General features: G+C 46.9%; 14 protein-coding genes and 1 pseudogene. 9 read left to right on the top strand and 6 right to left on the bottom strand.

Features of this window, described 5'->3' with window-relative positions:
• Positions 1-64: 64 nt before the first annotated feature.
• From ACKU35_RS11935 to rsmA, 6 genes and pseudogenes are all read right to left on the bottom strand, one after another.
• Entirely contained in the window at positions 65-2,374 is a 2,310-nt protein-coding gene (locus ACKU35_RS11935) for an endonuclease MutS2 (RefSeq protein ID WP_319759443.1), read from the bottom strand.
• Positions 2,375-2,500: 126 nt separating this feature from the next.
• A complete protein-coding gene (locus ACKU35_RS11930) occupies positions 2,501-2,947 on the bottom strand; it encodes a GatB/YqeY domain-containing protein (RefSeq protein WP_319759442.1) in 447 nt (148 codons plus the stop codon).
• A 3-nt stretch (positions 2,948-2,950) separates the two neighbouring features.
• Positions 2,951-3,151 (bottom strand): 30S ribosomal protein S21, encoded by a 201-nt coding sequence (rpsU, locus tag ACKU35_RS11925; protein ID WP_015336888.1) that lies wholly within the window; start codon positions 3,149-3,151, stop codon positions 2,951-2,953.
• Between the two features lie 155 nt (positions 3,152-3,306).
• Positions 3,307-3,483: a hypothetical protein gene (locus ACKU35_RS11920; RefSeq protein WP_319759441.1), complete on the bottom strand. Its 177-nt coding sequence runs from the start codon at positions 3,481-3,483 to the stop codon at positions 3,307-3,309.
• A gap of 17 nt (positions 3,484-3,500) precedes the next feature.
• A pseudogene (locus ACKU35_RS11915) lies at positions 3,501-3,782 on the bottom strand (HU family DNA-binding protein); the annotation flags it as partial.
• Positions 3,783-4,018: 236 nt separating this feature from the next.
• Entirely contained in the window at positions 4,019-4,807 is a 789-nt protein-coding gene (gene rsmA, locus ACKU35_RS11910) for a 16S rRNA (adenine(1518)-N(6)/adenine(1519)-N(6))-dimethyltransferase RsmA (protein ID WP_319759440.1), read from the bottom strand.
• Positions 4,808-5,042: 235 nt separating this feature from the next.
• Here rsmA and ACKU35_RS11905 point away from each other — a divergent pair, with 235 nt between their 5' ends.
• The 9 genes from ACKU35_RS11905 (at position 5,043) to ACKU35_RS11865 (ending at position 14,178) form a co-directional block, all read left to right on the top strand.
• Entirely contained in the window at positions 5,043-5,501 is a 459-nt protein-coding gene (locus tag ACKU35_RS11905; protein ID WP_319759439.1) for a FlxA-like family protein, read from the top strand.
• A 163-nt stretch (positions 5,502-5,664) separates the two neighbouring features.
• Positions 5,665-6,162, top strand: coding sequence for a hypothetical protein (locus ACKU35_RS11900; RefSeq protein ID WP_319759438.1), 498 nt, complete (start codon positions 5,665-5,667; stop codon positions 6,160-6,162).
• Between the two features lie 126 nt (positions 6,163-6,288).
• On the top strand, positions 6,289-6,801 hold the full coding sequence (locus ACKU35_RS11895; protein ID WP_319759437.1) for an adenine phosphoribosyltransferase: 513 nt from the start codon (positions 6,289-6,291) through the stop codon (positions 6,799-6,801).
• A gap of 82 nt (positions 6,802-6,883) precedes the next feature.
• Positions 6,884-7,630, top strand: coding sequence for an S-methyl-5'-thioadenosine phosphorylase (mtnP, locus tag ACKU35_RS11890; RefSeq protein ID WP_319759436.1), 747 nt, complete (start codon positions 6,884-6,886; stop codon positions 7,628-7,630).
• A 43-nt stretch (positions 7,631-7,673) separates the two neighbouring features.
• The gene (locus tag ACKU35_RS11885) at positions 7,674-9,002 is read left to right on the top strand and encodes an amidohydrolase (RefSeq protein WP_319759435.1); all 1,329 of its coding nucleotides are present in this window, start codon (positions 7,674-7,676) and stop codon (positions 9,000-9,002) included.
• 147 nt (positions 9,003-9,149) lie between these two features.
• Positions 9,150-9,440 (top strand): PxxKW family cysteine-rich protein, encoded by a 291-nt coding sequence (locus tag ACKU35_RS11880; RefSeq protein ID WP_319759434.1) that lies wholly within the window; start codon positions 9,150-9,152, stop codon positions 9,438-9,440.
• A gap of 262 nt (positions 9,441-9,702) precedes the next feature.
• Positions 9,703-10,923 carry a M20 family metallo-hydrolase gene (locus ACKU35_RS11875; RefSeq protein WP_319759433.1) on the top strand — a complete coding sequence of 407 codons (1,221 nt, stop codon included), beginning with the start codon at positions 9,703-9,705 and terminating at the stop codon, positions 10,921-10,923.
• 240 nt (positions 10,924-11,163) lie between these two features.
• Positions 11,164-13,047, top strand: a complete 1,884-nt coding sequence (gene mnmG, locus ACKU35_RS11870) for a tRNA uridine-5-carboxymethylaminomethyl(34) synthesis enzyme MnmG (protein WP_319765399.1) — start codon at positions 11,164-11,166, stop codon at positions 13,045-13,047.
• A gap of 96 nt (positions 13,048-13,143) precedes the next feature.
• Positions 13,144-14,178 carry a hypothetical protein gene (locus tag ACKU35_RS11865; RefSeq protein ID WP_319759432.1) on the top strand — a complete coding sequence of 345 codons (1,035 nt, stop codon included), beginning with the start codon at positions 13,144-13,146 and terminating at the stop codon, positions 14,176-14,178.
• Positions 14,179-14,239 lie beyond the last annotated feature (61 nt).

The following is a 14,239-nucleotide window of genomic DNA, read 5'->3' as shown; positions in this document are numbered from 1 at the left end:
ACATTGAAACAATGTAAGATACAACCGGATTGAAATTCAATAACACAGCATGCAAAAATTTGCACTAGGCTAATTCAACCTCGGTCATCCCGTCGCCGCCACGGTCTTCCGGAGCAAGACTGTATCCGGCTACAGCAGGATTATCATCAAGAAAAATATGCACCTCACGACGCAAAGCCCCTGTTCCGCGGCCATGCACAATTTCAAGTTCAGTCGCACCGCGCAGTAGCGCCTGATCAAAAAAACGTCCCAGTTCACTGATAGCAATATCGGCCCGCTTTCCACGCAAATCAATTTTTAGGGTCATTTCACCCTTGGCATCTTTTTTCGCGGCATCATCAGTAATCTGCTTAACCTTCTGCTGTACGGCTTTTTTACCGACAGGACCAAGCTGATCGGCAGGAATCCACATAGCTACGCCATCCATATCAACTTTTACGCGCTTTTTGCGTTCATCTTTTTCAATGACTACACCTTTGCGGTTCCAGCTGATATTGAGAATGGGCTTGCCTACTTTGATATCCTCGAAGGAAAATGGCTTAACTTCGGCTTTAGGTTTTTCATCCCCGCCGATTACGCTTCGAACTTCGGACAATTTTTTTAATGCCTGTTTACGGCCAATCTTCCCGTCCTGCCATTCTTTCAGCACATTCTGAGCCTGCTTTTTCACATCGGCAAGCACGGAAAGACGCTCACGCTCAAACTTTTCTTCCAACTTGGCCCGTTTGGATTCCAGCTTGGTCTTAATTCGTTCCATTTCTTCAAGCTCTTTCTCACGGTTGACCGCAAGTTCATTGAGCCTGTTCATGACCGAACCGGAATCAGAGCCTTCCATGAGCAGATACTGCTCGGCTTTCTCAAGTAAAGAAGCAGGAAGGCCATGTTCACGGGCAACATCAAGAGCGATGGAAGCTCCGACCTGGTCATAAGCGATAGAAAAAAGAGGTTTCTTGGTAGATGGATCGAAAAGCACACTTGCCGCCCGTACCCCTTCAGTTACCAACGCATATGTTTTCAGTGCCGGAAAATGGGTAGCCGCAAAGCAGGTCACTCCGTTTTCCAACAGCCCATCGACAACAGCCTGCGCAAGAGCCGCGCCCTGTGCCGGATCAGTACCGGAACCGAATTCATCAAGAATGAAAAGCGTTGAGGAGTCCATGGCCTCCCAGATACGGCTGATTGACTTAATCTGAGCCGAAAAGGTACTTACATTTTCCTCAAGTGACTGTTCATCACCCATGATAACGAAAATTTCCTTGAACAACGGCAGAACGGAACCTTTTTCAACCGGTACGGGAATACCGCTGAAAGCCATTGCGGACAGCAGGCCGACAGTTTTCAGGCAGACCGTCTTACCACCCGCGTTTCCGCCGCTGACAATCAGCACTTTCTGCTCAGTGGGCAGTGTGATATCAAGGGGGTGAACCCCATCTTCCGCCGTAGCAAGCAGAGGATGGCGGGCGCCGCGAAGATCAAAACCGGCACCTGACTGCACATCAACAGCAACAGCCTTAACGGCCTCTGCAAAATTTATCTTGGCCTGCAGGACATCATAATCAACCAGAAAACCGTAAGCAGCACGGCACTGATCATATTCAGCGCGCACCAGTCCGGTCAGGTAGGTCAGTATTTTGAGTTCTTCCGCTCTTTCCTGCTGTTTCAACTCCTGCATGGAGTTATTCAGATCAACAAGAAACATGGGTTCAAAATAACAGGTTTCCCCGGTATTTGAATAGTCGTGAACAATACCCTGCAAACGGCCCTTAAAGTTTGTTTTCAACGGTAGAACATAACGATCATTGGTGATTGTCATGAAGTCATCCTGCAGAAAACGGGAAATATCTTCGCCGTGAACAAAATCACGCACTTTTTTAGAACAACGCTGATGCAGAGAGCGGATGGACTGACGAATATCATAGAGTTCAGGGGAACTTTCATCTTTGATATTGCCATCCTGATCAAGACAGCGTTTGAGCCCGGAGAAGGTCTTTTCCGGCCAGCTTACGGACTCCAGAAATTCAACGATTGTGTCCCATTCACGTTTTTCCGCGATTTCAAGAGCTTCCTTAAGCGTACGGGCCTGTCCAAGTGTCTGGACCAATGCATACAGGGCATCCGCGTCAAGGACATTGTCAGGCTTGATCAGATAATGAAAGAGACCTTCCAGCGGCGGAAAAGTGCCGAGCCGGAAACCGGTTTCTCTTACGAAATTCTGACCCTGACGAAAAAAACGGGCTGTGGAGTTGATGGATTCGGCATCGTCCATAGGAGACAGCGCTAGGCAAGACTCCGCGCCGGACGAGGAAACACAATGGCCTGAAAGGGCTTTAAGCACTTTCGGAAATTCAAGTAGCTGGAGAGATCTTGGCTCCATGGGATTCCATATAGAAAAGTGTTAGATCACGCATCCCGATTAACCGGGGATACTAATACGCAAAAAACGGCAAACAGCCCCGGAAAGAATCCGGGGCCTGCCGTTAAAATCCAGCTTAAGCTGATATCAGGAGAGACGGTCACGAACAAGGCTGCTTACAACCTTTCCGTCAACCTGCCCTTTATAGACTTCAGTGATGGATTTCATCACCTTGCCCATATCCTGCATTGATGATGCACCGAGATCGGCAATTGCTTTATCGACAGCGGCGGCAACTTCCTCTTCGGAAAGCTGCTCCGGCATGTAGCCGGACAGGGCCTCGATTTCAACAGCTTCAATCTCGGCCAGCTCAGGACGTCCTGCAGTAGTATACTGCTCAATGGAATCCTTACGCTGCTTGATCTGCTTTGCTACGAGATCAAGTACGTCGTCATCGGAAAGGGTATCCCCTTTCACATCAACAATACGATTTTTGATGGCAGTCTTAAGGTGCCTCAAGACTGTCTTCTTAACATCATCTTTGGCCTTGTAGGCCGCAATGTAGTCTTTATCAATCTGCTCAATGAGACTCATATATTAACCCATTGACATTTTACGCATTTTTTTGATGAGCCTTTTGCGGGCAGCAGCTTTTTTCTTTTTACGCTGTACGCTGGGCTTTTCATAGTGCTGACGCTTTTTGAGTTCGGAAAGAACTCCAGCTTTTTCAACCTGCTTCTTAAAGCGGCGAAGAGCTATTTCAAAGTTATCAGAATCTTCGAGATATACACCGGGCAATCAAATCACCCCCCTGAATTAATCTCGCACAAAGAATTGTGCGGAAGAGATATTCTTTAACCCTAAAATACTCATAGAGTCAAGAGATATACACATAAAAAAGTTCAGCACCCGCTCTTGCGGATGCTGAACGAAATTTTACGTAAAAACCAGATCTAGTGGACGGCGGTGTCTTTTTTGGAATCCATCCATGCCTTTACAGCACAGTAAGCCATACCGGCACCGAGAATACCGATAACAACGTACAGGACACCGAAGAAAATAAAATGATCAGGCTGCCACCAGGGAAGATCCATCGGGAGAGGACTTTGAACAGTTTCACCATGCAACATAATTTAAATCTCCTTAACTACTTTACAGCGTCTTTCAGAAGCTTACCGGGGCGGAACTTCACAACTTTGCAAGCGGGGATCTTGATTTCATCACCAGTGCGGGGATTGCGGCCAACGCGCTCTTTACGTTCGTCAACCTGAAATGTACCGAAGCCTGTAAGGGTCAGTTTACCTTCATTTACGAGGGTTTCCTCTACTGTATCCAGAAAATAGTTCAAGCAACGTTCTGCATCAGCTTTGGTCATTCCTGCTTTTTCAGCAATCTTAACAACGAGTTCTGCTTTAGTCATCAGTCCTTCCTCCTTGAAACGGGAAAATGATTATTTTGGCACGTTATCGTACCTGCCATTAACCTCGCCATAAGCGAGAGTTGGGTTCATAAAATGCTGACGGACACTCCTGATCAGCAGTCAACCGTGCTAACATTCAGGCTCGTTTAGAACAAGCCCCCTGCATCACTTTTTTTAGCAATTAAGTGAAACCGCCAGTTCAAACGACCTTGAAGAAAATCTAAAACAAAATTTTAGCCAACAAGTCAAGAGGGAAAATCGTTTTTAACACATTTATAGAGACTCTGAAATTGCAATGGGGACAAGGCTTCAGGCCGATCTTTAAGCGAAACACCCTCCTGTTCAGCCCATTCCAGCACAGCATCAGAAATGAATGATTTCAATATCTTACCAAGTTGCTTGCGCCTGTACTGAAAACAGTATTTAACCAGCTTGGCAAGCCCCTCAATATCACTGGGTTTTTCTTCTTCCGGTAATGGAAAAAATTTTATCACCGCGGAGTCAACTTTGGGTTTTGGCTTAAAAACAGTGGGAGGAACCTGGAAAAGGTAGTCCGTTTTACAAAAACTCTGAACCCAGACACTTATGGCTCCGTATTTTTTAGAGCCGGGCCCGGAAGTAATTCTCATGCCGACTTCATGCTGAACCATAAACACGCAGGTGGCGTTACTGCGGGCCGCAATGTCCCACATAATTTTGGAAGCGACGTTGTATGGCAGATTCCCGACTATTTTCCATTGTTTATCTTTATCAAGCCCTGCCCAGTCAAATTTAAGGGCATCCTCAAGTTTGACGTCTGCTTCGGGATATTTTGCTGCCAACGCAGGGGCAAGGTCACGGTCCTTTTCCACCAGGGTCAGACTTTCCGGCCCGGCCTCGAGGATAAACTTGGTCAAAGCACCTTGACCCGGACCGATTTCGATCACGGAATCGCTCTCATTGATTTTAAGACTATCTACTATCTTACGCGCAATATTGGCATCCTGCAGAAAATTCTGCCCGAGGCTTTTCTTGGCTCTGTGTTTATTCTGCACAAAAACTCCGCTTAATATTATTTGCTGAAAACAAGTCCTTATCTTTCGCAGGGCATGTTGTGCAAGCACTTGGTTGTACGAATTTGCATTCTGCCCCGCCTATTTTCTCGACGAAATACACGTGAACTTTTTTTGGGACAATAAAAAAAAGTATTCACTCCCCCTAAAGTTCTCATTACGTACGTCGATACAAAGGGCATAATTTCGCAAATAACTCTAAAAAGAGGATAGCTATATGAGTTTTGATTTTCGTATTGATGCCGGAACACCGCAATCATATGCAGCTTCAACTGCTAAGAGTGCTCCAGTGGAAGAAATTGAGGAAAAATCAACCAGACTGACCATGGGCAAAAATGACGGAGACACAGTTTCCATCTCTCAGGCTGGACAGGACAAACTTGCGGCCATGCAGGGAGGCGTTGCTGCCGAATCTGCTGGAGGCGGATCTGAATCAAGCAATAGTGTTGAAGAACAGATCAAACGCATTCAGGAACAGATAGAGAAGATCAAGAAAGAGCTCGAACAACTGAAGCAGGATCCCGAGGGCAACAAAGAAATGATTTCCGCAAAGCAGAATGAATTGATGCAATTGCAGGGACAGTTGATGGAATTACAGGGACAACAGGCTGAAGCATCTGGAACCAGCAGTAAAGGCGGAACCCGCGCTCAGGGCATGAGCAACTCGCTTACTTAGAAAATTCAAAAAAGAATGACTTTAAATCCCCCCTTAGGAGTATCTAAGCGGGGGATTTTTTTTACATCCGAATAAGTATAAAAATTATAATAGAGCATAAAGATATCGTGCTTATGGTCGATATAACAACTAACCCACACACACGTTAACCAAAGAGGTGAATATGGGATTCGACCTTAAAATAGGCGCAGTGGAAGCAGAGTCAATTGCCAACTCAACCTTTAAAATGAACACAATAAAAAAAGAAGTTGAGAATGAAAACTCAGATGAAAAAAATATAGAATTTAAAGATAAGGACAATGTGACTATCTCTGCCGAAGGACTGCAAAAATCAAATGAGGCAGCAGGAAAATCATCAAAAGAAGTCGCACAGGAGGCATCTGAAGACTATCAAGTAGAAGAAATGATTAAGGAAAAAATTAAAAAGGTGGAAAAAGAGCTCAAAGAACTGCGGAAAAACCCTGAGCAGAACGAAAAAGCGATAAAAATGAAAGAGCAGGAACTTGAACAATATCAAGGAATGCTGATGCAAATTTTAAATGAGAAAAAAGGTGCCGGAGGCGGCGGCAGTGGAGGTGCCGGAGGCGGTACCCCCGCGCAGACGGTCGACAGTTCACTAACTGAAACACCAAAAGGAATGCTCTGCGAAATTCGCTTTTAATTTACGCAGGATAGAAATCGCTCAGCATGAACGGATGCGGATAAATAATCAGGTTCTCCACCTTTGACAAAGCACACAAAAGTACTTACTTGAAATTTATATAAATAAATCCGATGGAGGAATTTCATGAACCTGAGGGACTATATCCGCGATGTACCCGACTTCCCCAAGGAAGGGATCGTTTACTTTGACATTACCCCGCTTCTGGCTGAGCCTAAAGCTTTTCAATATACCATTGATCAATTAGCGGAACGATTTGCTGATTACAAAATAGATAAAATTGCAGCTGCCGAGGCACGCGGCTTTATTTTCGGTGCTCCGCTGGCCAGCAAATTGGGTATCGGCTTTGTTCCTATTCGTAAACCGGGCAAACTACCCTACGAAACCATCTCCGTTAGCTATGACCTTGAGTACGGAACCGATAACCTGAGCATGCACATCGACGCAGTCGAAAAGGACGAAAACATCCTGCTTATCGACGATGTTCTTGCAACCGGCGGCACAGCTGAAGGAATGGTAAAACTGATTGAAAAAGCCGGCGGCAATGTCTCAGCTATGGGTTTCATTGCCGAGCTCAGCTTCCTCGACGGGAAAAACAAGCTAAGCGGCGTTGATATCAGCAGCCTGATCCAGCTTTAAAAAAGACAAATCAAAACTCCTGCCCGATCATTGATTACGGCAGGAGTTTTTCTTTTTCACCTCTGTAGATAAGGAAACAGACATGGCAGTAATCGGCATAATCGGCGGCAGCGGACTTGATAACCCCGACATTCTTAAAGACGCAAAAGATTCCGAAGTCAAAAATATATGGGGCGCCCCCAGCTCTCCCATCAAATCCGGTAAAATTTCCGGAAAAGAAGTACATATAATAGGACGGCACGGGCGCGAGCACACCATCCCCCCCACTTATGTGAACAACCGGGCCAACATTCAGGCACTTAAAGATCTTGGCTGCGACTGCATTCTAGCCACTACCGCCGTCGGTTCCCTGCGTGAGGAAATAGATCGCGGACATCTGGTAATTATCGATCAGTTCATCGACTTCACCCGCAAACGCGAGCTTACTTTTCACCAGACTTTTGCTCCGCACGCCCCGGTTCATACCCCTATGGCTGAACCCTTTGATGCTGATCTGCGCGCAAAAATGACCGCCGCCTGCAACGAACTCGGGATAACTGCACATGACAAGGGAACAGTGGTAACAATTGAAGGGCCACGATTTTCAACCCGTGCAGAATCACATATGTTCCGTGCATGGGGAGCCGACATAATCAACATGTCCACCGCCCCTGAAGCTATTCTCGCCAACGAGGCCGGTATACCTTACGCCGCAGTTGCCATGTCTACCGACTATGACTGCTGGAAAACTGATGAAGCTCCCGTCACATGGGATGACATTCTTGCCATTTTCAAAGCCAATGCCGAGAACGTAACCTCCATGTTGATTAAAACTATCGAACAGATTTAAACAACATCGCATTTGTCTAAAAAACGCCATGCGGAAAAATTAAATGCAACCGACCAAATGTGACCTGATCATTAAAGGATCGTACATTCTCACTCAGGATGAAGATCGTAAGCTGATTAAAGGCGGAGCTGTTGCCATCAGCGGTTCTGATATTTCCGCTGTGGGAATCTCGACCGAGATTGAATCCGGATGGATTGCGGATGAAGTTGTTGACTGTGGCAAGTCCGTTATCATGCCTGGATTAATTAATTCGCATACTCACGTGCCTATGACCCTCATGCGCGGAGTTGCGGACGATCTACCCTTGCTTGACTGGCTGCATAACTACATGTTTCCCATTGAATCAGGACTGACAAAGGATCTGGTGGAACTGGGGGCAAGGATAGGTTGCGCCGAAATGATCGCGGGCGGAACGACTGCCTTTATTGACGGCTATATGTATGAAGATATGGTCGGCAAAGCTGTTGATGAGGCAGGAATGAAGGCCGTGCTGGGAGAAGGATTCTTCAAATTCCCTTCACCGTTTTTCAAAACCGCACAGGATGCATGGGACGAGATTGAAAATCTGAATGCACAATTTTCTGAAAATGCTCGAATCAAAACGGCAATAACGCCGCACGCTGTTTTCACTACCGACCCGGACCAATTGGCCGAAAGTATGGAAATAGCCGAACGTATGGACCTGCTCTGGCAGATTCACGCTGCTGAATCCGTACCTGAGACAGAACTTACTTTGAACACTTTCGGAAAAAGGCCGGTTGAGATTCTTAAAGAGTACGGTCTACTGCGCGAGCGTACCCGCCTGCATCACTGCGTAGATGTAACGGATGAAGAAATCGGCTGGATAATGGAATCAGGGGCCATGGTCGCCCATAACCCGCAATCCAACCTCAAGTTGGGGTCCGGTATCTGCCCGCTGACGAAACTCCTTGAAGCTGGAATCCACTGCGGTCTAGGTACGGACGGAGCCGCCAGCAACAACAATCTCGATATGTTTGACGAAATGCGCACGGCAGCCATGCTCCAAAAAGGTTTTCTGCAGAATCCGGAAGCCATGCCAGCGCAGACGGTGCTGGACATGGCGACCGTTAACGGGGCGCGTTTTCTAGGTTTTGAGGACACCGGAGCACTTAATACAGGCATGAAAGCGGACATCATCGTTATAAATATGGACAAGATGCACCTTAAGCCTGTATACAACCCCCTCTCACATGCAATTTACTCCGCTGGTGGGCAGGATGTCTGCCTGACGGTCTGTGACGGGAAGGTGCTATACCAAAACGGAAAATTTTCTACTCTGGATGTAGAAACTATTTCCCGGGAAGCTGAAAAGGCCGTAGAATGGGCCTTGCGGCGACTTGAGAAGCGCTAAAAAACACTTTTTTTGGAATCCAAAAACAGTTTTTTCCTTGACAACATAGGGTAAGACTGCATATGGATTTGTGCTTTTCCACGCAAATATATTTAAAAGATAAAACAACGCTTGTTCGCAAGCGACTTGCCAAACAGGAGGCGCTACATGGCTAAAAAGAATGCAAGAGTACACGCACTCGAAGGTGCAGAAATGACTGCTGAAGGTCTTTCTTACAAAGGCGTAATCATGGAAACCGTTATTGATAAATGTGACGGTTGTGAACGCGCAGTTGAATTTGAAGGTTCCACATATTGTCCCAGCTACGCTCAGCCCGCTAAAAAGTGGTCTCACAGCGTATGCAACTTCGCCACCCACGTGCGTGCCGGTGTTGACAAAGAAGGTAAAGTTAAAGTTAACCCGCTTAAAGCATCCAAGCGTGCTGCCCGCGGTCGCTAGTACGGCATTAAACGAATTATTCATTAATTCCATTCACAAGATTTTTCATTTTGTGACTACATGCTGTCTTCAAGCGAACACTGTCTTTTCAGGCAAGTCGTTAACTGCATATTACCGGAAAAATATTCTTCACGAATGTTTTTCAACCGATTCATTTCGTGTATCATGGGAGCCGGACTTGTTCCGGCTCTTCTCTTTGGAACGTTGGATCACGAATATTTTCTCACAAACCTGTATATGAAGCATAACCGGAGAAACACACATGCCCACTCAGCTTCTTTCAAAAATTGACGACATGAAAGACGCAGCTCTCGAACTCCACGCCAAGCTGGTTGCCATTCCCGCCATAGGTCCCACCAACAACGGAACAGGCGAAAAGGCAAAAGCTGACTTCCTCACCGAATACCTCAAGGAAAACGGTTTCGGAGAAGTAAAATCATACAATGCCCCGGATGATCGTGTTGAGTGTGGATACAGACCCAATCTGGTTACCGTCATCCCCGGACAGGACAGCTCCAGAACATTATGGATTATCTCCCATATGGATGTTGTTCCCGTCGGCGATTTAAGCCTCTGGAATACAGATCCTTTCAAAATGGTTCAGGACGGCGATAATCTTTACGGCCGAGGAGTAGAGGACAACCATCAGGGATTGGTCAGCTCTGTTTTAGCAGCCAAAGCTCTCATGGAATCCAACATGACCCCGGGCATCAACCTCGGCCTTATCTTTGTAGCCGATGAAGAAACAGGCTCCCACTACGGCCTTGAATACATAATGCGCGAACATGAAGACCTGTTCAAAAAAGGCGACCTGTTCCTCGTGCCTGATTCCGGTGAGCCTAATTCCGAGCTGGTTGAAGTCGCTGAAAAATCGTCTCTCTGGATCAAGGTCACAGTAGAAGGCAAACAGTGCCACGCATCCACACCTGACGAAGGTGTGAACTCCCTTGTGGCCGCCGCTGCTATGATCATGGAAGTTCCCGAGCTCAAATACCATTATGACGAAGAAGACGAACTCTTCTCTCCGCCTTACTCCACCTTTGAGCCGACCAAGAAGGAAGCCAATGTTGAAAACGTCAACACCATTCCGGGCAAAGATGTTTTCTATATCGACTGCCGGATTCTGCCCAGCTACGATCCGGATGACGTTGTTGATCAGATCAAAGGCATGGGACTTTACGTTGCCGAAGAATACGGTGTGAAAATTTCTGTAGAAGTTGAAAACAAGAGTCAGGCAGCACCGCCTACTCCTGCTGATTCCGAAATCGTGAAAAAAGTGATTTTCGCTGTAAACGAAGTTTACGGTGTAGAAGCAAAACCGGGCGGAATCGGCGGCGGAACAGTTGCCAAGCATCTGCGCGAACGCGGCTATCATACCGTTGTCTGGTCCACCCTGCTGCATCAGGCTCATCAGCCCAATGAAAAAGGGTCTATCAACAACACACTGAATGACGCTAAAGTAATGGCACTTCTACCGTTCTAAATATTTTAGGTGATCCAATAAAAGCCCCTTCGGGGGCTTGATTGCCTTTTAGATTTTTATAAAAACTTATAAGCATACAATATTTTGTGATTTTATTAATTTCAATCTCCCAGATTTATTCTCAAAAAAACTTTATCTAATAAGTCCTCACGGCTTAGCCCGTTACAATTTAGAACGGACTCCTGCATGGTAACTTTACGAGTCTTTCTCCATGCTCAGGCGCTCGAGGCACAGCAAACCATGATCAGAAAAGAACCGCCCCCAAGTAAATTCGATCTCATCGTTGCAGGTGCAGGTCATGCCGGCTGCGAAGCAGCAATGGCTGCCGCAAACCTCGGCCTTAAGACCCTGCTTTTAACCATAAATGTCGACCGCATCGGACATTTATCCTGCAACCCCGCCATTGGAGGGCTTGCCAAGGGCCATATGGTCAAAGAGATTGATGCGCTGGGCGGCCACATGGGAATCTGGGCTGACAAAGCCGGAATCCAATTCCGCATACTGAATACACGTAAAGGTCCGGCTGTTAGAGCCAGCAGAGCCCAGATGGACCGCAATGAATACATGCGTGTAGTCCAAAAAGATATTTTCGCGCAGGAAAACCTCTGGGTCCGGCAGGATATAGCCGAATCCCTGATAATCGAGAACGGTGAGGCAGCCGGAGTTGTAACCAAAATCGGTGAAAAATTTTATTCCCGCTCGGTGATGCTGACCACCGGAACGTTCCTGCAGGGACTGATGCACATCGGGCTGGAAAATTTCAGCGGCGGACGCATGGGCGATCCGGCCTCCGTAGGCATGTCCAAAAGTCTGGAAAAAGCAGGACTGACACTGGGACGGCTGAAAACCGGTACAACCCCGCGTCTGCTCAAAGACTCAATTGATTATGACCGGCTGGAAGAACAGCTCGGGGACAATCCTCCTCAGCCATTCAGTTTCCGTACTACAGAAATCAAACTGCCGCAGGTAAGCTGCCACATAACTTATACAAATGAGAAGGCCCACGAAGCTATCCGCAGCGGCTTTGAACGCTCGCCCATGTTCACCGGTGTGATCAAAGGAACCGGAGCGCGCTACTGCCCTTCCATTGAAGATAAAGTCGCGCGGTTCCCAGAAAAAGACCGTCATCAGATTTTCCTTGAGCCTGAAGGTTACGACAGCCCTGAAGTTTACCCCAGCGGCATCCCCACCAGCCTTCCTTTGGACGTGCAAAAACGCATGATTCATTCCATTGAAGGTCTCGAACAGGCCCAGATCGTCCGTCCGGGCTACGCAATAGAATATGATTTCGTCCCGCCCACGCAGCTTCTGCCGACCCTTGAGACCAAAGTGCTTCCGGGACTGTTTCTTGCCGGGCAGATTAATGGAACGTCAGGCTACGAAGAAGCGGCTGCACAAGGGCTTTGGGCTGCCTGCAACGCTTTTTGCAAACTGACAGGACGCGATCCTTTCCTTCTTTCCCGTGATCAGGCCTACATTGCCGTGCTGGTGGATGATCTTGTAACGAAAGGAACTCAGGAACCATACCGTATGTTCACTTCGCGCGCTGAATACCGCCTGCTGCTGCGCGAAGGCAATGCCGACCTGCGCCTTACCGCCATAGGACGTGAGCTGGGTCTGGTCAAAGACGATCACTGGACGCTGTTTTCAGCCAAGAAAAAAGGGCTGGATGAAGCTCTGGAGCTGATTAACAACACACAGATAAAGCCGGACAAACCAACACGCGAAAAAATTACCGGCATCGGCGGAACAGTACCGAATAAAGGTATTACCCTTGCTGCCCTGCTGCGTCAGCCGGAACTTTCCATTGCGGATATGGTCCATTTCAAGCCTGAAATTGAGAACTTCGCCGAGGATATCCTCGCTGAGGCTGAAACCCAGATCAAATACGCAGGTTACCTCGTCCGTCAGCAGGAGCTGGTAGAAAAATTCCGCAGAATGGAATCCGTAAGCATTCCAGATGAAATCGATTACTCAGAAGTCTCTGGACTTACCCGGGAAGCAGTTGAAAAACTCACGGAAGTCCACCCTTTAACTCTGGGACAGGCCAGCAGAATATCCGGAATTACCCCGGCAGCAGTCTCATCAATTGAAATTCATCTCAAAAAAATCGGAGCGATTTAAAATATTAAGCCTGCATATTAAAGCATTTGCTTTTCAAATTAATAAAAAAAAAGTATAAATATAAAAAAGCTTTAATTTTGAACAAGGCTGAAGCAAATGGCAGTAGATCAGGAATTTTTATATAAAACCCTCCGCGGATTCGGCGACACGGGCCTCCCCCAGCAGACTGTTACCATGCTTATTATTGTAGGCTTCGGTATTGTCGCCATCGCAGCTGCTGTTCTCTGGTACAATAACCGGGAATTGAAAAAGAGACTTAACGCGACTCCAACAAGCTGGATTACCGGTAAAAAACAACTCGAAAAAATATTTGAAACAGCTCTGGTCTACCGTTCAAAGATTGATCTAAGCTTTTATGCAAAATCAGAAAAAAGACGCACCATAGCCTGCTCCATTGAAGATATCGACGGGCATCTTAAACTGGAGATCCCCTCCAACGGCAGTATCGGAAAGTCCTGGCTCGGCCGCGAAGTAAACGGTTTTTTTCATATTCCGTCCAAGCAGGCGGGTATGGTCATTTTTTATAACTTCAACTCAGTCATAACCGAAGTTAAAGCCAAAGGATCACAGTATTACAATCTGACCTTGGACTTTCCCGATCACATTGAACAAACTCAGAAACGGGAATTTCTGAGAGTCTCACCGCCTACCCGCCATTATGACTATGTAAACATAATCCCTGATACTAAACAGGGCATGGCCGCCGGCCTTAAGTTCATCTCCACAAACGGTGAATATACTCCCGGTTACATGGGCGGCAAAGATTCAAACGTAATCCTAGCCGATATTTCCGGCGGAGGACTCTCCCTTGAACTGACCCATATGAACTCAAAACGGGCCGCACGTTTCAAGCTGAATAAAGGACAGAATTTTCTTGTAATGTTGAGTCTTGTGGATTTCGGCAACAAGGGTATTGTTCGGCATCTCTTCATAGCCAAGATAAGACGGCTGTTTATCGACCCCGCACAAAGTCACGCGCAGCTTGGGCTTTCGTTTGAATTCCAGTTCATGGGCTTTGACGAGGAGACCAAGAAGCCCAAATGGGAAATGGTAAGCCAGAACGGCTGTCCTGCAATGGATGATTGGACCTACAATCTCTATCTGGAGCTTTATAGAGAAGGAAACGAATAACCAGATATCTGCAAAATCGACAGACAGTTGACACCGACAGTACATACTAAGTAGATATACA

Origin of the sequence: Maridesulfovibrio sp. (assembly GCF_963676065.1) — a bacterium.
Taxonomy (GTDB): Bacteria; Desulfobacterota; Desulfovibrionia; order Desulfovibrionales; family Desulfovibrionaceae; genus Maridesulfovibrio.
The sequence above is the reverse complement of the archived record's forward strand: the minus strand, read 5'-3'. Positions and strand labels throughout refer to the sequence as shown.

Coding starts and splice junctions, on each gene's coding strand:
- ACKU35_RS11865 (WP_319759432.1), top strand. CDS start 13,144: ATGGCAGTAGATCAGGAATTTTTATATAAAACCCTCCGCGGATTCGGC.
- ACKU35_RS11900 (WP_319759438.1), top strand. CDS start 5,665: ATGGGATTCGACCTTAAAATAGGCGCAGTGGAAGCAGAGTCAATTGCC.
- ACKU35_RS11920 (WP_319759441.1), bottom strand. CDS start 3,483: ATGTTGCATGGTGAAACTGTTCAAAGTCCTCTCCCGATGGATCTTCCC.
- ACKU35_RS11895 (WP_319759437.1), top strand. CDS start 6,289: ATGAACCTGAGGGACTATATCCGCGATGTACCCGACTTCCCCAAGGAA.
- ACKU35_RS11885 (WP_319759435.1), top strand. CDS start 7,674: ATGCAACCGACCAAATGTGACCTGATCATTAAAGGATCGTACATTCTC.
- ACKU35_RS11875 (WP_319759433.1), top strand. CDS start 9,703: ATGCCCACTCAGCTTCTTTCAAAAATTGACGACATGAAAGACGCAGCT.
- ACKU35_RS11905 (WP_319759439.1), top strand. CDS start 5,043: ATGAGTTTTGATTTTCGTATTGATGCCGGAACACCGCAATCATATGCA.
- ACKU35_RS11930 (WP_319759442.1), bottom strand. CDS start 2,947: ATGAGTCTCATTGAGCAGATTGATAAAGACTACATTGCGGCCTACAAG.
- mnmG (WP_319765399.1), top strand. CDS start 11,164: ATGATCAGAAAAGAACCGCCCCCAAGTAAATTCGATCTCATCGTTGCA.
- ACKU35_RS11935 (WP_319759443.1), bottom strand. CDS start 2,374: ATGGAGCCAAGATCTCTCCAGCTACTTGAATTTCCGAAAGTGCTTAAA.
- mtnP (WP_319759436.1), top strand. CDS start 6,884: ATGGCAGTAATCGGCATAATCGGCGGCAGCGGACTTGATAACCCCGAC.
- ACKU35_RS11880 (WP_319759434.1), top strand. CDS start 9,150: ATGGCTAAAAAGAATGCAAGAGTACACGCACTCGAAGGTGCAGAAATG.